General features: G+C 73.5%; 20 protein-coding genes. 18 read left to right on the top strand and 2 right to left on the bottom strand.

The window, feature by feature from the left end; translation table 11 throughout:
* Positions 1-48 precede the first annotated feature (48 nt).
* Complete coding sequence (locus FKN01_RS06685) at positions 49-345, bottom strand: type II toxin-antitoxin system VapB family antitoxin (protein ID WP_003955420.1); 297 nt, start codon at positions 343-345, stop codon at positions 49-51.
* 69 nt (positions 346-414) lie between these two features.
* Positions 415-1035, bottom strand: a complete 621-nt coding sequence (locus FKN01_RS06680; RefSeq protein WP_143617400.1) for an HhH-GPD-type base excision DNA repair protein — start codon at positions 1033-1035, stop codon at positions 415-417.
* A gap of 221 nt (positions 1036-1256) precedes the next feature.
* Between FKN01_RS06680 and serS the strand changes: the two genes are divergently transcribed.
* The 18 genes from serS (at position 1257) to FKN01_RS06590 (ending at position 21803) form a co-directional block, all read left to right on the top strand.
* The gene (serS, locus tag FKN01_RS06675) at positions 1257-2549 is read left to right on the top strand and encodes a serine--tRNA ligase (protein ID WP_143617398.1); all 1293 of its coding nucleotides are present in this window, start codon (positions 1257-1259) and stop codon (positions 2547-2549) included.
* 152 nt (positions 2550-2701) lie between these two features.
* Positions 2702-3658 carry an ABC transporter ATP-binding protein gene (locus tag FKN01_RS06670; RefSeq protein WP_185992771.1) on the top strand — a complete coding sequence of 319 codons (957 nt, stop codon included), beginning with the start codon at positions 2702-2704 and terminating at the stop codon, positions 3656-3658.
* The gene (locus tag FKN01_RS06665) at positions 3655-4446 is read left to right on the top strand and encodes an ABC transporter permease (protein WP_143617396.1); all 792 of its coding nucleotides are present in this window, start codon (positions 3655-3657) and stop codon (positions 4444-4446) included. The genes FKN01_RS06670 and FKN01_RS06665 overlap by 4 nt, the downstream gene beginning before the upstream one ends.
* Before the next feature lie 83 nt (positions 4447-4529).
* On the top strand, positions 4530-5480 hold the full coding sequence (locus FKN01_RS06660; RefSeq protein WP_143617395.1) for an ACP S-malonyltransferase: 951 nt from the start codon (positions 4530-4532) through the stop codon (positions 5478-5480).
* Positions 5467-6993, top strand: coding sequence for a class I adenylate-forming enzyme family protein (locus tag FKN01_RS06655; RefSeq protein ID WP_143617393.1), 1527 nt, complete (start codon positions 5467-5469; stop codon positions 6991-6993). Before FKN01_RS06660 ends, FKN01_RS06655 begins: the two co-directional genes overlap by 14 nt.
* On the top strand, positions 6974-7228 hold the full coding sequence (locus FKN01_RS06650) for a phosphopantetheine-binding protein (protein ID WP_143617391.1): 255 nt from the start codon (positions 6974-6976) through the stop codon (positions 7226-7228). The genes FKN01_RS06655 and FKN01_RS06650 overlap by 20 nt, the downstream gene beginning before the upstream one ends.
* A gap of 35 nt (positions 7229-7263) precedes the next feature.
* Positions 7264-8454, top strand: a complete 1191-nt coding sequence (locus tag FKN01_RS06645) for a PLP-dependent aminotransferase family protein (RefSeq protein WP_143617389.1) — start codon at positions 7264-7266, stop codon at positions 8452-8454.
* Complete coding sequence (locus FKN01_RS06640; protein ID WP_143617387.1) at positions 8451-10751, top strand: lantibiotic dehydratase; 2301 nt, start codon at positions 8451-8453, stop codon at positions 10749-10751. The genes FKN01_RS06645 and FKN01_RS06640 overlap by 4 nt, the downstream gene beginning before the upstream one ends.
* Positions 10748-11761 (top strand): 2,3-diaminopropionate biosynthesis protein SbnA, encoded by a 1014-nt coding sequence (gene sbnA, locus FKN01_RS06635; protein WP_143617385.1) that lies wholly within the window; start codon positions 10748-10750, stop codon positions 11759-11761. The genes FKN01_RS06640 and sbnA overlap by 4 nt, the downstream gene beginning before the upstream one ends.
* 79 nt (positions 11762-11840) lie before the next feature.
* On the top strand, positions 11841-12869 hold the full coding sequence (gene sbnB / locus FKN01_RS06630) for a 2,3-diaminopropionate biosynthesis protein SbnB (RefSeq protein WP_143617383.1): 1029 nt from the start codon (positions 11841-11843) through the stop codon (positions 12867-12869).
* Positions 12866-13618: a 3-oxoacyl-ACP reductase FabG gene (gene fabG, locus FKN01_RS06625; RefSeq protein WP_143617381.1), complete on the top strand. Its 753-nt coding sequence runs from the start codon at positions 12866-12868 to the stop codon at positions 13616-13618. The genes sbnB and fabG overlap by 4 nt, the downstream gene beginning before the upstream one ends.
* A 79-nt stretch (positions 13619-13697) precedes the next feature.
* Positions 13698-13994: an acyl carrier protein gene (locus tag FKN01_RS06620; protein ID WP_143617379.1), complete on the top strand. Its 297-nt coding sequence runs from the start codon at positions 13698-13700 to the stop codon at positions 13992-13994.
* On the top strand, positions 13991-14515 hold the full coding sequence (gene fabZ, locus FKN01_RS06615; protein WP_143617377.1) for a 3-hydroxyacyl-ACP dehydratase FabZ: 525 nt from the start codon (positions 13991-13993) through the stop codon (positions 14513-14515). Before FKN01_RS06620 ends, fabZ begins: the two co-directional genes overlap by 4 nt.
* Before the next feature lie 59 nt (positions 14516-14574).
* Positions 14575-16542 (top strand): GNAT family N-acetyltransferase, encoded by a 1968-nt coding sequence (locus FKN01_RS06610; RefSeq protein ID WP_143617375.1) that lies wholly within the window; start codon positions 14575-14577, stop codon positions 16540-16542.
* A 29-nt stretch (positions 16543-16571) separates the two neighbouring features.
* On the top strand, positions 16572-17615 hold the full coding sequence (locus FKN01_RS06605; protein WP_143617373.1) for an aminomethyltransferase family protein: 1044 nt from the start codon (positions 16572-16574) through the stop codon (positions 17613-17615).
* Between the two features lie 11 nt (positions 17616-17626).
* Entirely contained in the window at positions 17627-19942 is a 2316-nt protein-coding gene (locus tag FKN01_RS06600) for a beta-ketoacyl synthase N-terminal-like domain-containing protein (RefSeq protein ID WP_143617371.1), read from the top strand.
* A complete protein-coding gene (locus FKN01_RS06595) occupies positions 19942-20655 on the top strand; it encodes a hypothetical protein (protein ID WP_143617369.1) in 714 nt (237 codons plus the stop codon). The genes FKN01_RS06600 and FKN01_RS06595 overlap by 1 nt, the downstream gene beginning before the upstream one ends.
* A complete protein-coding gene (locus FKN01_RS06590; RefSeq protein WP_143617367.1) occupies positions 20652-21803 on the top strand; it encodes a hypothetical protein in 1152 nt (383 codons plus the stop codon). The genes FKN01_RS06595 and FKN01_RS06590 overlap by 4 nt, the downstream gene beginning before the upstream one ends.
* Positions 21804-21821 lie beyond the last annotated feature (18 nt).

Raw genomic sequence — 21821 nt, 5'->3', positions numbered from 1 at the left:
CGTCCGGGTGGGAAAACACCCGAACGAACCCCGTACGGGCCCGGGGCGTCAGCCGAGTTCGAGCACGCGGGCGTGCAGCACCTGGCGCTGCTGGAGCGCGGCACGGACCGCGCGGTGCAGCCCGTCCTCCAGATAGAGGTCGCCCTGCCACTTCACGACGTGCGCGAACAGGTCGCCGTAGAACGTGGAGTCCTCGGCGAGCAGGGTTTCGAGGTCCAGCTGGCCCTTGGTGGTGACGAGCTGGTCGAGGCGGACCGGGCGCGGCGCGACGTCCGCCCACTGCCGGGTGCTTTCCCGGCCGTGGTCGGGATAAGGCCGCCCATTTCCGATGCGCTTGAAGATCACACGGAAAGCCTACCGGTCACGGGCCACCGGGCGCAGCCACGATTCCCACCATGCCGCCTACGAGGAGGCTCACTTGCCCTTCGCCGCGGCTTTCGCGGCCTTCGCCGCCTGCTTGGCCTCCTGCTTGTAGGCGCGCACCTCGGCCAGTGACTCCGGGCCCGTGATGTCCGCGACGGACCGGTGCGAGCCCTCCTCCCCGTACGGTCCCGCCGCCTCGCGCCAGCCCGGCGGCCGGACCCCGAACTGCTTGCCGAGGAGCGCGAGGAAGATCTGCGCCTTCTGCGTGCCGAAGCCGGGCAGGGCGTTGAGCCGCCGGCGCAGCTCGGCCCCGGTCGCGGCATCGCTCCACACGGCGGCGGCCTCACCGTCGTACTGCGCCACCAGGAACTGGCACAGCTGCTGCACCCGCTTGGCCATCGAGCCCGGATAGCGGTGCAACGCGGGTTTGGCGGTGAACAGTCCGGTGAACGCCTCCGGGTCGTACGCGGCGATCTCATGGGCGTCCAGATCGTCCTTGCCCATGCGCCGCGCCAGGGCGTAGGGGCCCGCGAAGGCCCACTCCATGGGCACCTGCTGGTCGAGCAGCATGCCCACCAGGGCGGCGAGCGGACTGCGGGCGAGAAGCTCGTCCGCCGCCGGCTCCTGGGCGATCCGGAGGGTGATGTCTCGGCCGTCGTCGCTCTTGGTCATGGGCGGCATCATGGCGAGCGCCGGGGGCGACGGCCAGCACAACCACCGCCGACCGACCGGTTTGCAGCCGTTTGCCGCTCGGCGGGGTCCGGCTCGGGCCCCTGCGGGCGCCGGGCGGCCGGGCGGTCCCGGCGATATCGAGGGTCGCGGGCGGTGCGCCGATTGCTACCGTCGGTGCGACAACGCACCGTCCCGTTCGCCGGACCAGAAGGATCTTCCCCATGCATGATGCCCGCGCCCTGATCGACATGGGTGCCGAAGCGGTACGCCGGCTCGCTCGTCGCGGTTACACGCTGGATCTGCCCGCGCTGGAGGAGCTCCAGTCCCGGCGCAACCAGAACATCCGCTCGGCCGACGAGCTCCGGGCGGAGTCCAAGCGGGTGGCGAGCGAGGTCCAGCAGACGGCGCGGCAGGGCGGTGACATCACCAAGCTGAAGGAGCGGGCCCGCGAGCTGAAGGACGAGATCCGGGACATCGACGCGGATCAGGAGCGGGTCCAGGAGCAGCTGCGCGACCTCCTCCTCAGCATCCCGAACCTCCCGGCCGACGAGGCCCCGGACGGCGACAGCGACGCGGACGCGGTCGAGGTCAGGCGCGTGGGCACGCCCCCGGTGTTCTCCTTCGAGCCGAAGGACCACGTCGACCTCGGCGAGGCGACGGGCATCCTCGACTTCGCCCGGGCGACCAAGCTCTCCGGCCCCCGCTTCGCGGTCGCGCGCGGTGCGGGCGCGGCCCTGGAACGCGCCCTGGCGGCCCTCTTCCTCGATCTGCACACCCGCCGCCACGGCTACGTCGAGCACGCGGTGCCGTATCTGGTCACCCGTAAGACCATGACCGGCACCGGGCAGCTCCCGAAGTTCGAGGAGGACCTGTTCCGGACCGGTGTGGCCGACCGTGAGCTGTTCCTCATCCCGACGGCCGAGGTCCCGCTGACCAACCTGTACGCGGACGAGATCATCCCGCCCGCCGAGCTTCCCCTCGCCCTGACCGCGCAAACCCCGTGCTTCCGGTCCGAGGCGGGTTCGTACGGCCGGGACACCCGGGGCCTGATCCGCCAGCACCAGTTCTCCAAGGTCGAGATGGTGCGCATCGTGGACCCGGCGGAGGCCGGCGCGGAGCTGGAGCGGATGGTCGGTCACGCCGAGGCGTGCCTGAAGGAGCTCGGCCTCGCCTACCGCGTGGTCATGCTCGCCGCCGGCGACACCGGCTTCTCGGCGCGGCTCACGTACGACATCGAGGTCTGGATTCCGAGCCAGAACACGTACCGCGAGATCTCCTCGGTATCCGACTTCGGTACCTTCCAGGCCCGGCGCGCCCACATCCGCACCCGCGACGAGAACGGCAAGCCCACGCTCGTCGCCACTCTCAACGGCTCCGGCCTGCCCATCGGCCGCACCCTGGCCGCCCTGCTCGAACAGTGCCAGCAGGAGGACGGCTCCCTCGTCCTGCCCGAGGCCCTGCGGCCGTATCTCGGCTTCGGCCGGATCGCGGCGGACGGGACGCCGCAGGCGTAGGCGCCGGCTCCTCTTCATCTTCCTCCTCACCTGCCCGGCGGCCTGTCCGCATCCGGATAGCGGCCGGATAGAACGCCGGGCAGGGACGGATAGGCGGTCCCGGGAGAGTGGTCCCACCAGGCCACCCCCGCTGAGATCGTGAGGACTCGAAGATGATCCAAACCCGACCGCGCCCGGTGCCCGAGGAGGTGACGTCCTCGGATGCCGTATGGCTCAGCTCCCTCGTGAAGCGGTTCACCGATTCCAAGGGTGAGCAATTCACCGCCGTCGACGGCATCGACCTGCGCATCCGGCGGGGTGAGATCGTTGCCTTCCTCGGACCGAACGGTGCCGGCAAGACGACCACCATCGACATGCTGCTCGGGCTGACCCGGCCCGACGAGGGCACGGTGCGGTTGTTCGGACGCGAGCCGCGGCAGGCGGTGCGCTCCGGGCAGGTCGCGGCGGTGCTTCAGACGGGCGGGCTGCTGCCCGACCTGAGCGTCGAGGCCACCGTGCGGATGCTGGGCTCGCTGCACCCCGGCGCCGACGTCGGCGCGGTGCTGACCCGGGCCGGGCTCGACCAGCTGCGCGGCCGTCGCGTCGCGGAGTGCTCCGGCGGCGAGCAGCAGCGGCTCCGGTTCGCCCTCGCCCTGCTCTCGGGGCCCGAACTGCTGGTCCTCGACGAGCCGACGGCCGGTATGGACGTCGCCTCCCGCCGGAACTTCTGGGCCACGGTCCGCGAGGACGCCGAGCGCGGGATGACGGTCATGTTCGCCACCCACTACATGGAGGAGGCGGACCGGTTCGCGGACCGGGTGGTGATGGTCGACCGCGGCCGTGTCGTCGTCGACGGCCCGGTGTCCGACGTGCGGTCCGCCCTCAGCGGGCGCACCGTGTCGGCGCGGATCGGCGAGCAGGGTGCGGCGGCCCTCGCGAAGTCCCCGCTGGTCCGCTCGTACGAGCCGCGCGGCGGCCGGTACCACTTCGACACCGACGACTCGGACGCGCTGCTCCGCCTGCTGATCGAGGAGACGTCCGCCACCGACATCGAGGTCACCCCGCGCAGCCTCGAAGAGGCGTTCATGACGCTCACCCGCCACGGCCGTATCGAAGGGGGCACCCGATGAACACCGCCTCGGCCGCGTACGAGGAGCGGACCTCGCCGTTCAGCGGCGTCAACCCCGTCTTCGTCGGCTACGAACTGCGCCGCCGCTTCAACCGGCAGACCACGATCTTCACGCTGCTGCTGCCGGCCGTCCTCTACCTGGCGCTCTTCCGTACCGAACCCGACGACGCCACCCTGCCGCACGGCAACTTCGCGGCGTGGATGATGACCGGCATCGCCGTGTACGGAGCCGCGACCGCGGCGGTCAGCTCGGCGGCCACCATCTCCGTGGAGAAGGCGTCCGGCTGGATGCGCACCATGGCGCTCAGCCCGCTCGCGCCTCCCGGCTACCTCTTCGTCAAGGTGCTGTCGTCCGTGATCATGGCGGCGGTTCCGGTGGCGGTGGTCGGCGTGCTCGGGCTGTTCACCGGGGTCGAGGCCACGGCCGCGGTCTGGGTGACGTCCCTGCTGGTGGCCTGGCTCGGCTCGGCCGTCTTCGCCGCCCTCGGCATCACGCTCGGGCTCGCCCTCAAGCCCGACACCGTGATGCACATGCCGGGTCTGACCATGACCGCGCTCGCCTTCCTGGGCAACCTCTTCATCCCGCTGTCCGGCACCATGCTGGAGATCTCCCGCTACTCGCCGATGTTCGGCGTCTCCACCCTCGCGCGCTACAGCCTGACCGAGGGCTACTCGTTCAGCGGTGAGCACTCCAGCCTCGCGATGGCGGGGGTCAACACCGTCGCCTGGTTCGCGGCCTTCTCCTTCATGGCCGTACGCCGCTTCCGCAAGAGCACCGGCCGCAACTGAGGCCCGCGCCTCCACCCCCCTCGCACGGCACGACACCGGGCCCGCACCGGTCGATACAGCTCCACGAAAGGAGATTCGAACACATGTACGCATTCGTTGCGCCGGGGCAGGGCTCCCAGACCCCGGGCATGCTGGCCGGCTGGCTGCGTGATCCGGTGTACGCCGAGCGGCTGCGAGCCTGGTCCGAGGCCGCCGATGTGGACCTCGTGCACCTCGGCGGCAGGGCACCGGCCGCGGAGATAGCCCGGACCGAGAACACCCAGCCGCTGCTGGTCGCCGCCGGGCTCCTGGCCCATGAGGCGCTCGCCATGGCCGAGCCGGACGGGCCGCTGGTGGCCGCCGGGCACTCGGTCGGCGAGTTGACCGCGGCGGTGTACGCCGGAGCGCTCGACCCGGCCGACGCCGTGCGGCTGGCCGCGGTGCGGGGCCGGGCGATGGCTGCGGCCTGCGCCGAGGTTCCCACCTCGATGGCGGCCGTGGTCGGCGGCGAGGAGGCCGACGTACTCGAACGCATCAGCGAACTGGGCCTGCACGCGGCCACGTTCAACGGGCCGGGCCAGATCGTCGCGGCCGGGGCCACGGAGGACCTGGAACGGCTCGCCGCCGCCCCGCCGCCCTCCGCGACGGTCAAACCGCTCCAGGTCGCCGGCGCCTTCCACACCCCGTACATGGAGTCCGCGCGCCGGGCCGTCGCCGCGGCGGCCGAACGGACCCCGTTCCGGCGGCCGTCCGGGGCCCTCCTCTCGAACGCCGACGGCTCGGTCGTCCGCGAGCCGGACGACATCCGCCGCCGGCTGGTCGAGCAGGTGGTCAGGCCGGTGCGCTGGGACCTGTGCATGGAGTCGCTGGGCCGCATCGCGCCCGAGGCGACGGTCTGTCTGCCGCCCGCCCGCACCCTCGCGGGCATCTTCAAGCGCCGGCTCCCCGAGCTGGCCGTCGTCTGCGTCACCACACCCCGCGACCTCGACAAGGCGCGCACCCGGATCGGTGCCGCCGTCGCCTGGAAGGAGGACCTCGTCCATGCCGGTGTCTGAGCTGTTCGCACGTGCCCGCGCCGAGCGCCCGGGCCACCTCGCCCTCGTGGACGCCACGGGGCCGCTGACCTACGCCGAGCTGGGCGCCGAGACCGACCGGGCCGTCGGCTGGCTGCGCGGCCAAGGAGTGGAAGCCGGCGAGCGCGTCGTCTACGCCGGGGGCGGTGACCGCACCTTCCTCGCGCTCCTGTGGGCCACGTTCCGTATCGGGGCGGTGTTCGTCCCGGTGCACCCCGACCTCACGGACCACCAGATCGACCACATCGTGCGGGACTGCGCGGCGGCCCTCGCCGTCTGCCCGCCCACCGCGGGCGGCGCCGCCCGCCGGACGGTGGAGGTGGAGCGGGCCGCGCGGGAGATCGGGGCCACCGCCGCGGACCACTTCGCGGCCGAGGCCGCCGACGACGCGGTCGCCCTGCTGATCTACACCTCCGGCACCACCGGCCGCCCCAAGGGCGTCGTCTGCCCGCACCGGCAGATCCTCGCCGCGGTCCGCGCCGTCAACGCCGAGCTCGGCTACCGGGCCGACGACGTGGTGCTGTGCCGGCTGCCGCTCTCCTTCGACTACGGGCTCTACCAGGCCCTGCTGTGCACGCTGACCGGCTCCACCCTGGTCCTCACCAGCCGGGGCGGCGACGTCGGACTGATCCGGGCGATCGAGCGCCACGGAGTCACCGTCATCCCGCTGGTGCCCTCGCTCGCGCAGATCCTCGTCCTGCTGCAGAGGAAGCTGCGCCGCGAGACCCGCGTCCGGCTCTTCACCAACACCGGCGCCCGGCCCAGCTTCGCCATGATGCGCGAACTGCTCGACATCTTCCCGGGCTCCGCGTTCGCCTCGATGTACGGGATGACGGAGTGCAAGCGCATCTCGGTGCTGGACCCGGCGCTCTACGAACGGCACCCCGACTCGGTGGGCCGCCCCATCCCCGGTCTCCGGGTACGGATCGCCGGCCCGGACGGGCGGACCCTGCCGACGGGCGAGACCGGCGAGATCGTCGTGTGGGGCGAGACCGTGATGGCCGGTTACTGGGGGGTGCCGCTGGAGCGGCAGAGCCGGTACGTGCGCCGCGCCGACGGCTCGCTGGAGCTGCGCACCGGCGATCAGGGCCGGCTCGACGCGGACGGTCTGCTGTACTTCGTCGGCCGCGACGACGACATGGTGAAGCGGCGCGGCCTGCGGATGGCCCTGTCCGAGATCGAACTCGCCGCCGAGCGCGTACCCGGCGTGTACGCCGCCGTCGTCCCGCGCCCCGCCGACGAGGACGCCCCGCTCCTGCTCGCCGTGCAGACGGAGCTCGCCCCGCACGAGGTCCGGGCGGCGCTCGTCGGCCTCCTCGACCCGGCCCGTCGCCCCGACGGGATCGTCCCGCTCGACTCCATGCCGCTGACCGCCAACGGCAAGCCCGACCGCGCGGCCGTCGCCCTGCTGCTCCAGGCCGGCGCCGACGCCGCGCCCACCACCTCCGCCCCCGCCGCACTCACAAGGAGCTCCCATGGACCAGTCGCAGTTTGACCAGCTCGTAGAGGAGATATGCGCCGTGCAGGTCACCAGCTCCGAGACGCCGCTCGTGGACCTCGGCGTGGACTCGCTGCACACCGTCGCCCTGGTGATGGCCGTCGAGGACCGGTTCGGCATCGAGCTGGACCCCGACGCGCTCGCCGATCTCTCGCTCACCTCGTCGGCCGGCCTGCTCGGGCTCGTGCACGAGCGGCTGGCGAGCGGTGCGAACGCGCTGTCGGGGAGCTGACCGCCATGTGGACCGATGCAAGACCCTCGGCCGAGATGCCGCAGCTGTTCGAACGGGGCGGTGACCTGATCTCGTTCTCCGGCGGCCTGCCGGACCTGGAGCTGCTGCCCCTGAAGGAGCTCTCCGAGCAGTTCGCCCGGCTGACGCGGATCGGCGGCCGGATCGCACTCCAGTACAGCACCCCGCACGTGGCCAAGGCCCTCGTCCCCGCCATCACCGATCTGATGGCCCGCGAGGGCGGCGGCACCGCGGCGGCGAACCTGGTGCCGACCGCCGGCTCCCAGATGGGCCTGCTGGCCCTCGGCCTCGGCCTCGCCGCACCGGGCGAGACCGTCCTGTGCCAGACCCCCGCCTACCCGGGCGCCGCCACCGCCTTCCGCACGGCGGGACTGCGGCTGCACGGAGCGCCCGAGGACGCCGAAGGACTCGACCCGGTGGCGCTGCGGGCGACCGTGGCCCGGCTGCGCGCCGACGGGCAGCGGGTCCGGATGCTGTACTGCAACCCGACCTTCCAGAACCCCACCGGCGCCACCCTGTCCGTCGAGCGCCGTCATCAACTGGCCCAAGCGGCGCGGGAACTGGACCTCCTGATCGTCGAGGACAACCCCTACGGGCTGCTCGGCTTCGACGGCGGCACGGTCGCCACCCTCCAGGGCATCGACCCGGAGAACGTCGTCTACCTCGGCACCTTCTCCAAGGTCTTCGCCCCCGGACTGCGCTGCGGCTGGATCGCCGCGCCCGAGCCGGTCGCGGAGCGGCTGCGCCGTACGACCGAGGTGATGGCGCTGTCGCCGTCGTCGTTCGCCCAGGCCGCGCTCGCCGCGTTCCACGCCCGGGGCGGCTGGGACAGCCTGATCGACGCCTACCGCGAGCGCTACCGGGAGCGGTGCGGCCTGATGGCCGACGCGCTGGAGCAGGAGCTGGGGACGGACGGGCCCTGGCGCTGGCAGCGGCCGGAAGGCGGCTTCTACCTGTGGCTGCGGCACGAGGGCGGCGCCGACACCGGCCGCCTGGCGCGGGCCGCCGCCGAGCACGGCGTCTCCTTCGTCCCCGGCAGCCACTTCGGGCTCGACGGGGAGTGCGGCGACAGGCTGCGGCTCTGCTTCAGCAACGTCCCGCGCAAGCGCATCGCCGAGGGGGTCGCCCGGCTCGCGGTGGTGCTGCGGGGCGCGGCGGCCGGCACCGGCGCGGCCCTCGGCGCGAACCTCGGAGGGCGGGCCGCGTGACGAGCACCCGTGAAGCGCTCCGCGAGCACGACTGGGCCGACTTCCGGCCCACCCGGCGGCTCGGGGACAGCGCATGGCACATGTGGGGGGTCGGGCTGCTGCGCAGCGCGGGCTTCCCCGCCTCGGGACTCGACCTGCTCGGCGGGCCGGCGGCGGCAGCCGCGGCCGACCGGGGGGACGAGGACGCCTTCGCCGCCGCGTACCTCGCCGACAGCGCGGCCGAGACGCGCCGCCTGGCCGCCCTGGCCGGTGACGAGAAGGTCCGTACGGCCATCGCCTGGCAGAACCGCACCGTCCACCGCGTGCTCGACGCGCTCGCCGCCGGCACGGGCAAGGAGTCCAAGCGCAAGCAGCGGGAGCGCACCCTGGCCATGTACTGGCTGCGCTACTGCGCCAAGGCCGAGACCATCGGCTTCTTCGGGCCGGCCGCCTGGATGTCCGTCGGGCGCGCGCCCGGAGGTCTCTCGGCCGAACACGGCGAGCGGCTCGTCGCCCGTAGCCGTACGTACTTCGAACGCTGGGCGCTGGCCGCCGTCGCGGACTGGATGGTCGCCCAGCCCGGGGCCCGCTGGTGGTTCCCGCCGCTGCCGCGCCCCGACGTCCACCTGGACGGCGACCGGCTGCTCCTGCCGGGCGGACGCGTGACGCGGCTGCGCCCGGAGGACCGCCAGGTCCTCGGCCACGCGGACGGGGAGCGCAACGGAGCGGCGATCACCGCGGCCCTGATCCGCGAGGACGGCTGGGACGCCGACGGGGCACCGGCCCGGGTCGAGAAGATCCTGACCAGGCTGCTCAAGCAGCGCGTGCTGACCTGGGACGCCAACATCCCGGTCGACGTGCGGGCCGAGCGCATCCTGCGACGGCGGGTCGCCGCCGTCGCCGCCCCGGAGCTGTTCGTCCGCTTCGAGACCGTCCTCACCGAACTCGACCGGCACCGCGAGGCCATCGACGCCGCCGCCACGTCCGACGAACTCGCCGCGCGGCTCGACGAGCTGGACGCGTACTTCGTGCGGACGACCGGACTCGACGCGACCCGCGACGAGGGCAAGGCGTACGCCGGCCGCACCCTCTGCTACCAGGACGCGGTGCGGGACTGCCGGGTCGAGGTCGGCACCGACTTCGTGGACGGGATCGCCCGGCCGCTGGCCCTGGTGGCGGACGCGGCGGACTGGTTCGGGAACCGCCTGGTGGAACTGGTCGAGGCGGAGGTGGCCGGATTTGTACGGGCCGCCGCGGCGCGGCGCCCCTCCGTCACGCTCGCCGACGTGTGGCCCCAGGTGCTCGGCCTGTTCTGGGGCGACGGCGCCCGGCCGGTGCACACCGCCACGGCGGAGCTCGCCCGCAAGTGGCGCGAGGTCCTCGGTGCCGGTCCGGCCGGTCCGGAGCCGGTCGCGCTGCGGGTGGACGACGTCGAGCGGCGGGCGCGGGCCGTCTTCGCCACCGGCCCGGTCCGCTCGCCCCACCTCGCCCTGCACAGCCCCGACCTCCAGGTGGTGCGGGAGGCGGACGGGGACCTGACCGTCGTCCTCGGCGAGCTGCACGCCTGCCTGGCCACCTGCGACCTGCCGTTCCTCGACTGGACCAGTGACGCCGGCTCCCTGCGCGACAAGGTGAACGCGGCGATCGGCGCACCGCGCCTGGTGCCGCTGCTCCCGGTCGACTGGAAGCGCAACAGCGGACGGATGGTGCCCGCCCCCATCGGCGAGGGCGACCGGCTCATCGGGTTCACCCGGGCGCCGTTCGACGACCGGTCCCGGATCGACCCGGCGGTTGCGATCACCCTGGCCGAGCGGGACGGCACGGTCACCGCCACCACGCCCGACGGGCGCGCGTGGAGCATGGCCGAACTGCTCGCCGTGCCGGTGTCGATCATCGCCGCCGACGCCTTCAAGATCGGGCTCGACCAGCCGCACGCCCCGCGCGTCAGCCTCGACGGGCTCGTCCTGTTCCGGGAGACCTGGCGGGTGCCGGCCGGGGAGATCCCGCTCGCCGCCAAACCCGACCGGGCGGGCGACTACCTGGCCGTACGGCGCTGGCTGCGCGGGCGCGGGCTGCCCGACCAGGCGTTCGTGAAGTTCCCGCAGGAGACGAAGCCGTCCCTGGTCGACTTCACCAGCCCCACCCTCGTGCTCTCCTTCGCCAACCTCGTCCGGCGCACCCGGCGTCTCGGCGACGACGCCACCGTGATCCTCAGCGAGCCGCTGCCGCACCCACGGGACTCCTGGCTCACGGGCACCGAGGGCGAGCGCTACGTCAGTGAACTCCGGCTCCAGATCAGCAGAAAGGTACCGGAATGACCGTGGCCCCCACGGATGCGACGGCCCGCGCCACCTCCGCGGCCCGCCCTCGCGATCCGGACATCATCGCGACGATCGGCACCACCCCGCTGGTCGCCCTCGACCGGCTCTTCCCACCCGCCCGCATCCAGGTCTACGGCAAGTGCGAGCGGTTCAACCCGGGCGGTTCGATCAAGGACCGCGCCGCCCGCTCCATGATCGAACACGCCCTGTCCACGGGTGCGCTGGTGCCGGGCATCTCCACCGTCGTGGAGTCCTCGTCCGGCAACCTGGGGATCGCGCTGGCGCAGCTCTGCAACTTCTACCGGCTCGACCTGATCTGCGTCGCCGATCCGCGCACCACCGCCCAGAACATCGCGATCATGCGGGCGTACGGGGCGACGGTCGAGATCGTGGACCGCGATCCGGAGACCGGCGAGTACCTGCCCTCCCGGATCAGGCGGGTGCGGGAGCTCCTGAGCACCGTGCCCGACGCCTACTGGCCCAACCAGTACGGCAACGAGTACAACGCCCTCGCCCACCAGCACACCATGCGCGAGATCCACGAAGCGCTGCCCCAGGCCCCCGACTACCTCTTCCTGGCCGCCGGCACCACCGGCACGCTGCGCGGCTGCGCCGAGTACATCGCGGCGGAGGGCCTGCCCACCCGGGTGGTGGCCGTGGACGCGGTGGGCAGTGTGATCTTCGGCCCGCCCGAGTCCTGGGAGCTGGGGCACCGTCGCACCATCCCCGGGCACGGCGCGGCGGTGGTCCCGGCGCTGCTGCGGCCCGGTCTCGCGGACCGGGTGGTGAAGGTGACCGACCTGGACTGCGTGCGCGGTTGCCGCACCCTGCTGGCCCAGGAGTCGATCCTCGCCGGCGGTTCGTCCGGCGCCGTCATCTCCGCGCTGATGGACGCCTCGTCCTGGATCGCCCCGGGTGCCACCTGCGTCGCGATCCTCCCCGACGGGGGCGACCGCTACCTCGACACGATCTACGACGACTCCTGGGTCGAGGCCCGGTTCGGCTGACCGCCCGGCCCGCGACGCCCCGAGCGTCCCCCTCCTTCGTCTTCTCCGCCCATCTCTCACGCAGAGGAACTGACCAGTCATGAGAATCCTCGGTCGCGAGGACGTCGCCGCCGCACTCGACGGCCTCGATCCCGTCGTGCTCGACGCGGTGCGCACCGCGTACGTGCTGCACGGCCAGGGCCGCTCGGAGGTGCCGTTCTCCGGCTTCCTCCGCCCGCCCGGCGACGACGGCTCCCGCATCATCTCGCTCCCCGCCTACCTGGGCGGGCCCGAACCCGTCATGGGCCTGAAGTGGATCTCCTCGTTCCCGGCGAACGTCGAGCGGGGCCTGCAGCGCGCCTCGTCGGTGCAGATCCTCAACGACCTGCGCACCGGCTACCCGACCGCCGTCCTGGAGGCCAGCCAGATATCGGCGTCCCGCACCGCGGCGTCGGCCGCCCTCGCCAGCCGTACGCTGCACGGCGACCGCCCGGTGCACACGGCCGGCCTGATCGGCTGCGGCACCATCAACCGGCGCGTCCTGGACTTCCTCGTGCCGGCCCACCCGGAGCTGCGCACGGTCACCGTCCAGGACGCGGTGCCCGGCCGCGCGGCCACCTTCGCCGCGCAACTGGCCGCCGAGCGCCCCGGGATCAGCTTCGTGGCCGGGGACGTGGACGACGCGCTGCGCGCCGCCACGGTCTCCGTCGCCACCACCGACTCCAGCTACTGGCTCGACCTCGCCGCCCACCCGGACCGGCCCGGGAAGCAGGTGATCCTGCACCTGTCGCTGCGCGACCTGAGCACGGAGTCCGTACTGAACGCCTACAACGTGGTCGACGACATCGAGCACGTGATGCGGGAGCGGACCTCGCTGCACCGCGCCGAGCAGGAGGTGGGCCACCGCCGCTTCGTCGACGCCGAGATCGCCACCGTGCTCGGCCAGAGCGAGGCGCCGGACACCGAGCGGACCATCGTCTTCTCGCCCTTCGGCCTCGGCATCCTCGACCTCGCCGTCGCGCGGGCGGTCCTCGACGCGGCCACCCGGGCGGGCCTCGGCAGCGAGGCGGCGGGCTTCGACCCCGGCCGGCACCGGGTCACCGCGGCCATGGCGGGGGGCGCGGCATGAGCTTCCTGTTCCCCGAGGGCACCCGGGCCCTGGTCACCGGCGCCTCGCGCGGCATCGGCGCGGCCACCGCGCTGGCGCTCGCCGAGCACGGATGCGACGTCGTCCTCAACTACCGCGCCAGCGCGGCCAAGGCGGAGGAGGTCGCCGAGCAGATCCGCGCCCTCGGCCGCAAGGCCCTCCTCGTCCAGGCGGACGTCGGTGACGAGGCCCAGGTCATGGCGATGTTCAAGCGGATCCGCACCGAGTGGGGTCCGGTCCAGGTCGCCGTCCTCAACTCCGGCGTGACCGCGGACGGGCACCTCGCCGCCATGAGCAGCTCCAAGTGGCAGGAGGTCATCGGCACCAATCTCACCGGCTCCTTCTTCACCGCCCGCGAGGCCACCAAGCAGATGTACGCGAGCGGTGGCTCCATCGTCCTGATCGCCTCGACCAGCGGCATCGCCGGACGGGCCGGCCAGGCCAACTACGCCGCCAGCAAGGGCGGGGTGATCTCGCTGGCCAAGACCCTCTCGTACGAGGTGGCGCCGCGCGGCATCCGCGTCAACGTCGTCGCCCCGGGCTTCATCGACACCGACATGGTCAAGAAGGTGCCCCCGGCCCACCTGAAGGAGGCCCTCCAGGTGATCCCGATGGGCCGCACCGGCACCCCCGCCGAGGTGGCCGCCGCCGCCGTCTTCATGGCCTCCCCCGCCGCCTCGTACATCACCGGGAAGGTGCTGACCGTCGACGGCGGAATGATCCCCAACTGACCCGGAGACAACTGGTCCAGAGGCAACCGAACCACACCCAACTGCCCCAGAACCACCTGACCGACAGGAGAGAACCACCATGTCCACCGCCACCTTCGAGGACATCCGCAGCCAGGCCGAGGCCCGTCTCGAGAAGAACATGAAGGTCAAGTCGATGATCATTGACCGCCTCGGGCTCGAGGTCGAGCCGGCCGTCGTCTCCGACAACCAGCCGCTGTTCGGCCGGGGCCTGGAGATGGACTCGCTGGACACGCTGGAGATCGTCGTCATGGTCAACAACGAGTTCGACGTGCTGATCAGCGACGACGACTTCGAGGCCTTCGGCTCCATCAACGCCCTGGTCGACTTCATCGAGGACCGGGAGGCCGCCGCGTGAGCTCCGCGACCACCGCACTCCTCGAAGCACCGGCCCCCGAGCCGGCCCGCAAGAGCCTGAGCTACTCGTCGGACGACATCAAGCGGATGCTGCCGCACCGCTGGCCGATGCTGATGATCGACCGGGCCTACGACGTCGTCCCGGGCGTCTCGGGGCGCGGCGTCAAGAGCGTCTCCGTCAACGAGCCGTTCTTCGCCGGGCACTACCCGGACCACTCGATCATGCCCGGCGTGATGATCGTCGAGTCGATGGCCCAGCTGGTCGCCGTCGTCTACGTCGCGGAGATCCTCGAAGGCGCCGCGGGCGCCGCGGAGGAGGACGCCTCGCGGAGCGTGGGCTACCTCGGCTCGATCAGCAACATGAAGTTCTCCCGCCTCGTGGTCCCGGGTGACCAGCTCACGCTGGAGGCCCGCCTGGGCCAGCGCCTCGGAGGTCTGCGCCAGGTGAAGGTGCGGGCGACCGTCGGCTCCGAACTCGCCGCCGCCGGGACGCTCGTCGTCACCACCGGCCGCAAGGGCTGAACTCCCCGCCCCCCCAGAGAAGAAACCAGAACCACAGGACGACAGAAGGAGGTGTGGTCATGGCTCTCACGATCCGCCCGTACCAGGAGAACGACGCGGACGTCATCGCGGATCTCTACAACCGTCACCGCGACAACCCCAACCCGGTCGCCGGGGGCATCAGCGGCGCCGAGCTCGCCCGCGAGCTGGCCGAGCGGGAGACGGCGACGTTCCTGGTGGCCGAGGACGACGAGCGGCTCGTGGGTACGTTCGGTCTCTTCCACCACACCGGCCGGCGCTCGGCCCGTGCGGGCGAACTCATCGCGGACATGTTCTTCGTCCACCCCGCCCACCGGGGCGGCCTGGTCACCGGGAGGCTGTTCACCGAGGCCGTCGAGTGGATGATGCGCACCGGCTGCCTGGTGCTGCGGCTGACCGTCAACCCGGCCAACACCGTGGCGTTCCGCCTCTACCGGCGCGTCGGCTGCGTCTCGGTCGGCCGCGCCGTCCCCGGCGAGGACGGCAACGTGGAACTGCACAACTACATCCCGCTCGTCATCCGCAGCGTCTTCGCCGACCTGGGCGAGCGGGCGACGGCCGCCCTCGGCAGCCTGACCAGCTTCGCCTCCGTCACCGACGCGCGTGACGACGAGCTGCGCTCGGACGTGCGCATGGTGGCCGGGGTCCGCACCGTCGACTACATCCTGGTGCTCGGCGACTTCCGGATCGACGCGTCCGTCGACGTGGACCGGGGCGCCGTGCGCGAGGCCCGCCTCACCGAGCCCGGCGGCACGGTGCGGGAGCTGCGCATCACCCGGCCCCCGTACGAGGTCCGGGCCCCGCGCGGGGTGGCGCCGTACCGGTTCACCGAGTCCGGGCTCACCTGCGAGGTCGACGGCGAGGACGGCACGCTGAGCGTCCACGCGGCCGGCCACCCCGGGCCGGTGCTCGTCTCGACCTGGCCCAGCTGCCGGGCCGACCGCCCGGCCGGCTGGCGCGAGGGCGAGCCCCGCGACCTCACCCTGGAGCCCGTCGAGCGCGGGGTGCGGGTCACCGAGAGGGACGGCGACGCCACGGTCACCGGCACCTTCACCCTGGACGGCTCCGGGCTGCTCCAGGAGTTCACCCGCACCGGCACCGCGACCGGCCGCATCTTCCAGACGGTCGGGCTGCGGCAGGGTGTCTTCACCGGCACGGACGGGCAGGACCACCCGATCGGGCTGGGCCAGGGGGTGCGCGACGCCTCCGAGATCGTCGCGGCCTCCCGGCCCGTCCCGGAAGGCGGCGAGCTGACCTGGCGCGGGCGGGGCGTACGCGTCTCGCTGTCGGCGGACGGGCCCCTGCGCCTGGTCCACAGCACGCTCCTGGAGCGCGGCCTCGAACCGGGCGCGGACGGGGTGGCCCGGATGCGCACCACCATCCGCCCGGGCGTCCCGGACACCGCCCGCAGCCTGGAGGTGCACGCCGCCGCCGGAGGCGTCACCGTGTGGCGGGAGGGCACCACCAAGGTGCTGCGCAGCCCCTACCCCCGCACCCGCTCCCACGGCTACAACCCCCACTGGTCCGCGGGCCTGTGGGTGACCCACGAGAACAGCCGCCACGACCGGGCCGCCGGGCTCGGCTGGGGGGTGCCGGCCGCCGCAGCCTGGGAGCAGAAGCACCCGCTCGGCCTCCACGCCCCGGACTCCGGCCTCGGCTGGGAGATCGCCGCGGACGGCGACGGCATCCGCGTCGACACCCGGGCGAGCGGGACGGACCGCGAGACCGTCGTGTGGCTCACCCCGCAGACGCCGCTCAGGACGGCCGTCGTCCTCGACTCGGACGGCGAGCGCTGGGAGCTGAACTCCGGCGACTTCCGCCAGGTGTGGGCCCGCCGGGCGGCCGTCCGGCTCTCCGACGGACGGTGGCTGCACTGCGCCCCCGCCGCCGGCCCGCACGACGAACTGGTGCTGCGCGCCACCCCGTCCGGCCTGCTCGTCGGCGGCGTCTCCGCCGCCCGGGAGAGCGCCTGGCGGTTCTCCGTACACGACACGCCCCTTTCCTTCTGAACCACCGACCCGAAAGGCAACGACAGATCATGACCGCCACCACCATCGCCCCGGCCGTCCGCACCGCCACCGAGGACTACGCCACCCTGCGCACCGCCGTCGGTGCCTACCGCGTCACCGCCCCGCTGGTCAGGCTGACCGGGGACGACCGGCTGACCTTCCTGGACGGCTTCCTCGCCAAGTCCGCCGACTACGTGGAGCCCGACTCCGTCCGTGAGGTCCTGGCGCTGAACGCCGACGGCAAGCCGTTCGCGATCCTGCTGCACTTCGAGATCGGCGAGGAGTCGTGGCTGCTGCCGCGCACCGCCGTCACGGCCGACGAACTCGGCGCCTACCTCGGCCAGTTCGACGCCTCGGCCGGTGTCACCGTCGAGATCGCCCCCGAGGGCTGGGGCGCCGTCGCCTTCGAGGGGCCCGTGGCCTGGTCGGTCGCGGCCGGCTTCGTGGACTTCGACATCTCCGGCCTGACGCTGCACGCCGTCACCGAGGCCACCCTCGACGCCCCCGGCGCCACCGCCCACCTGGCCCGCGTCGGCACCACCGGTGAGTACGGCTACCTGCTGCTGTCCGACGCCCCGCAGGCCGCGTACGAGGCCGTGCTCGCGGGCGTCGCCGGCAAGGGCGGCGCCGAGATAGGCGAGGAGGGCCTCTCGCGGGTGCAGGCCGAGGCCGGGATGGGCGTGTACGGCGCCGGGTTCGGCGAGCTGGGCGTCGGTGAGGCCGACCTGGCCTGGATGATCGACTGGGACCGGATCGGCGACTTCCACGGCTCCGGCGAGCTGACCGCGCCCACCGGGTCCGAGAGCCGCCTCACCGCGCTCGTCGCCCCGGTCGGCAGCCGCTTCGCGGCCGGTACGCCGGTCACCGCGGCCGGCCGGGCGATCGGCACCGTCCTGCACCAGGCGCCGTCGGCCAATCCCGAGGAGGAGCTGGTCCTGGCCCTGCTCGACACCCCCTTCTGGGTGCCCGGACTGGAGCTGGGCGCCGCGGACCGCACGGGCGCCGAGCGCCCGGTGCGCACCGTGACGCTGCCCCGGGTCATCGCGCGCTCGCTCACCGTCAAGATCGCCTGAGGGGCCGGGTCATGACACCTCCGAACATCGCCCTCACGGGCCTGGGACTGATCACCGGTGCCGGTGACGACGTGGAGAAGAGCTGGTCGTCGATCGCGGCCGGCACCACCGGAATCCGCACCAACACCCTCTTCGACACCTCCGAGCTGCTCACCGACTGGGCGGGCATGTCCACCGCCGAGCAGCCCGCCGACCTGGACCGCTGCTACGCCCTCGCGGCCACCGCGATCCGCGAGGCCCTGCACGGGAGCGGCCTCGACCTCACCGCGGTGGACCGCGACCGGGTGGCCGTCGTGGTGGGCTCCAGCCTCGGCGCCATGCCGACGCTGGAGGCCACCCACCGCACCCTCGTCCTGGAGGGCCGGCTGGACGCCGGGCAGGCGGTCGCCTCGCAACTGCCCTGCGTGGGCGACTACATCGCCGCCGAGTTCGACCTGCGCGGCCCCCGGGTGGTCCTCTCCAACGCGTGCGCGGCCAGCGCCGTCGCCCTCGGCTACGCCGCCGAGCTGCTGTGGAAGGGCGACGTCGACTACGTCGTGTGCGGCGGCGTCGACCCGCTGGCCGAGCTGTCCGCCTACGGGTTCAGCGCGCTCGGCGCCCTGGACTCCGAGCCGTGCTCGCCGCTCTCCGCCTCCACGGGGCTCACCCTCGGCGAGGGCGCCGGATTCATGGTCCTGGAGTCGGTGGAGCGGGCGGGGGCCCGTGGCGCCCGCGTCCTCGCGGAGCTGGGCGGATACGGCCTGTCCTGCGACGGCCACCACCAGACCGCGCCCGACCCCAGCGGCAAGGGCGCCTGCTCCGCCATGGCGCAGGCGCTCGACACGGCGGGCCTCGCCCCCGCCGACGTGGACTACCTCAATCTGCACGGCACCGGCACCCCGGCCAACGACGCGTCGGAGCCCAAGGCGCTGAAGCTCCTGTTCGGCCTGGAGATCCCGGCGGCCAGCTCCACCAAGTCGATCCTCGGCCACACCCTGGGCGCGGCCGGTGCGGTCGAGGCCGTGGTGAGCACCCTGGCCATCGACCGGGGCACGCTGCCGCCCACCATCAACACCCGGGGCGTCGCGTCCCCGTACGGCCTGGACATCGTCCCGGACACCGGCCGCGACGCGCACCCGGAGGTGGTGCTGTCGAACTCCTTCGCGTTCGGCGGCAACAACGCCTCCGTCGTCATCAACCGGCCCGGCCGCACCGGCTCCAGGCCGCCGCGCCGCGAGGCGGTCCACGAGGTCGTCGTCACCGGGGTCGCCGGCCTGGCCGGCACCGCGGGCGGCACCGAAGCGATCGCCGAGGCCTTCGCCGAGGGGCGGCCCTGCTTCGACACCTTCGAGGAGGTCCCGGGCGTCGGCAGGGTGCCGGTCGGCCGGGCCGACATCAAGGCCGCGGCGCGGGGCACGAACCCCAGCCGGGCCCGGCGCATGGACCCGCTGAGCCTGCTCGCCGCGTCGGCCGTGGGCGACCTCTACGCCCGCCACGGCAAGCCCTCGCGGGCCGTGGCGGAGTCGACCGGCGTCGTCTTCGCGACCGGGTACGGGCCGGTGACCTCGGTCCTGCGGTTCCACGAGGGCGTGGTGCGCGACGGCATCACCGGCGCCAATCCGTCGCTGTTCGCCAACACCGTCGTCAACGCCGCCGCCGGCCACGTCGCGATGCTGCACCGCTTCCGCGGCTACACCGCGACCATCGCCAACGGCGGCACCAGCTCCGTCCTCGCGCTCCAGCTCGCGGCCCGGGTCATCGCCCGGGGCGCGGCCGAGCGGATCATGGTGGTGGTCGCCGACGAGTTCCCCGAGCAGGCCCTCGCCACCCAGGCGGCGCTGCCCGGATACGCCAGGTCCGCGCACGTCGTGCCCGGCGGGCGCACCGGCACCGTCCTCAGCGAGGGGGCCGCCGCGATCCTGCTGGAGAGCCGGGAGGCGGCCCGGGACCGGGGCGCCGACGCCCTGGCGCGGGTCCGCGGCTTCGGTGCCAGTGGCGAACCGGCCGGCATCGGCGGCCTCGCCAGGGACGGGGAGGCGTGGGGGCGCTCCCTGCGCTCCGCGCTCGCCGAGGCGGACCTCGCCCCGGAGGGCGTCGGCACGGTCGTCTCGGCCGCGTCCGGCCATCCGCTGGTCGACCTGGCGCAGCGGGCGGCCCTGCGCCGCACCGGCCTCGACGGCCGGCCGGTCCTGGCCCCCAAGGCCCTGCTCGGCGAGACCTACGGCAGCGCGGGCGCCCTCGGTCTCGTCGCCGCCCTCACCGGCGCCGGCACGCCCGGTCCGGTGCTGCTGTCGAGCTTCGCGTACGGCGGCAGCTACGCGGCGGCCGTCTTCGACCCGGAGCCGTGATGGGCGCCCTGATGGGCCTGCTCCTCGACCCGGGCCTGACGGGATACACGCTGGCGCCCGACCGGCCGGCGCGCGAGGCGGGCGAGTTCCGCGAGGCGGGCGAGCCGGGTGAGGCGGGCGAGCCGGGTGAGGCGGGTGAGTCGGGCGAGTCGGTGAACGTCCTCGTCACCCGGCACCGCGGACTGCCCCGCGACAGGATGGGGCACCGGCTCTCCGCCTCCGGCCGGTCCCTGATCATCGGGGCGCTCCGCGCGACGTACGGGACCGGCGTCACCGCCGGCGACCTGGCACGGGACGGCCTCAAGCGCTGGTCGGTGCCCTCGCTGGGCCTGTCCGCGTCGGTGGCGCACGTCGGCGCGTACAGCGCGGTGGCCTTCGCGCCCGGCGGCCGGGTGATCGGGGTCGACCTCCAGGACGAGCGGGACCGGCCGCACGCCCTGCGCTGGCTCGGCGACCTGCTCGGGCGGGACGAGCCGGCCACGATCAGGGACTTCGCCGAGTGCGAGGCGCTCATCAAGGCCTCGCACCTGACGAAGGAGACCTTTGCCGGCACCCGGCTGCCTCCCTGGCGGCCGGGCTGGCGGCCCACCGGCACCGATGCCTACGAGGTGCGTTCCGCCGTCCTGCGGGCCGAGGGCGAACCACCCCTGCACCTCGCCCTCGCCTGCGACGCACCGGCCCCGGTGCGCTTCCACTACTTGGAGGAGGAATGACCCTCACCGCCACGCGGCCGTACAGCCGCCGCATCTCCCCGATCGAGCGGGGCTATCTCAACGCCGCCGCGACCGGCACTCCGCAACTCATCCAGATGGTGATCGAGGGCGAGGGCACCCTCGACCCGGACGCGCTCCGCCGGGCCGCGCGCACGGCGACCGAGGCGAGCCCCGGGCTCGCGGTCCGCCGCCGGGGGCCGCTGTGGCGCGCCGGAGGGCCCGTCCCCGAGCTCGTGGAGCTGCCCGCCGGCACCGGCCTCGGCCACGAGTTCTTCCACCGCGACCTGTCGGTGGTCACCGGACCCGTCTGCGAACTGGGCCTGATCCGGGACGCGGGGGCCACCCGGCTGGTCGTCCGGGCCAGCCACATCGTCACCGACGGACGCGGTCTGCGGCAGTGGATCGCGGATCTGTTCCGGGTCCTGCGCGACGAGGACCCGGTCGGCTGTCCGGACACGGTGGACGACGCGCACTTCCGCGCGGCGGCGGGCCACGTCCGCCCGGCCCCCGAGGCCGCCCGCCTCACCGGACTGCCCGCGATGATCGGCGAGGGGCCCGCGGGCGAGCGGCCCCTGTGGCTGCGCCGCCGGGTCCCCGCCGCGCCGTCCGGGGTCACCGCACGCGCCGCCGCCGCGCTCTCCCGCCACCTCACGACGGACACCGGCCGGCTGATCGTCCCGGTGGACCTGCGCCGCCACGACACCACGACGCGCTCCACCGCCAACCTGACCTCCCAGCTCGTCCTCGATCTGCGCCGCGACGACAGCTGGAAGCGCGTCCACTCCACGCTGGTCCGCGCCCTGATCGCCAAGACCGAGGTCGCCGTCCTCGACCGCGACTTCCTGCGCGACAACCCGTTCGCCAACAACCTGAGCGAGGCCCAGGCGTTCGACGGCGACAACTTCCCCTGCACGGCGATCATCTCCGACCACGGCGAGGTGGACACGGCGGCGTTCTCGGCTCCCGCCTTCCGCGCCACCTCCTTCTCCACGCTGCCGATGCTCGTTCCGTACGCCGAGATGTTCCTGAGCGCCTGCCGCATCGGTGACGACACCGAGCTGACCCTGGCCTGCCGCGACCGGCCGGGCGCCGGGGAGAAGGCCGGGACGCTCCTGGACGACATCGCCGAGGCCCTGCGCTCCGGCTGACCCGGCGCCCCGGCGGGC

Source organism: Streptomyces sp. 130 (genome assembly GCF_007096885.1).
Classification (GTDB): Bacteria; Actinomycetota; Actinomycetes; order Streptomycetales; family Streptomycetaceae; genus Streptomyces.
This window is presented reverse-complemented; position numbering and strand designations above follow the sequence as displayed.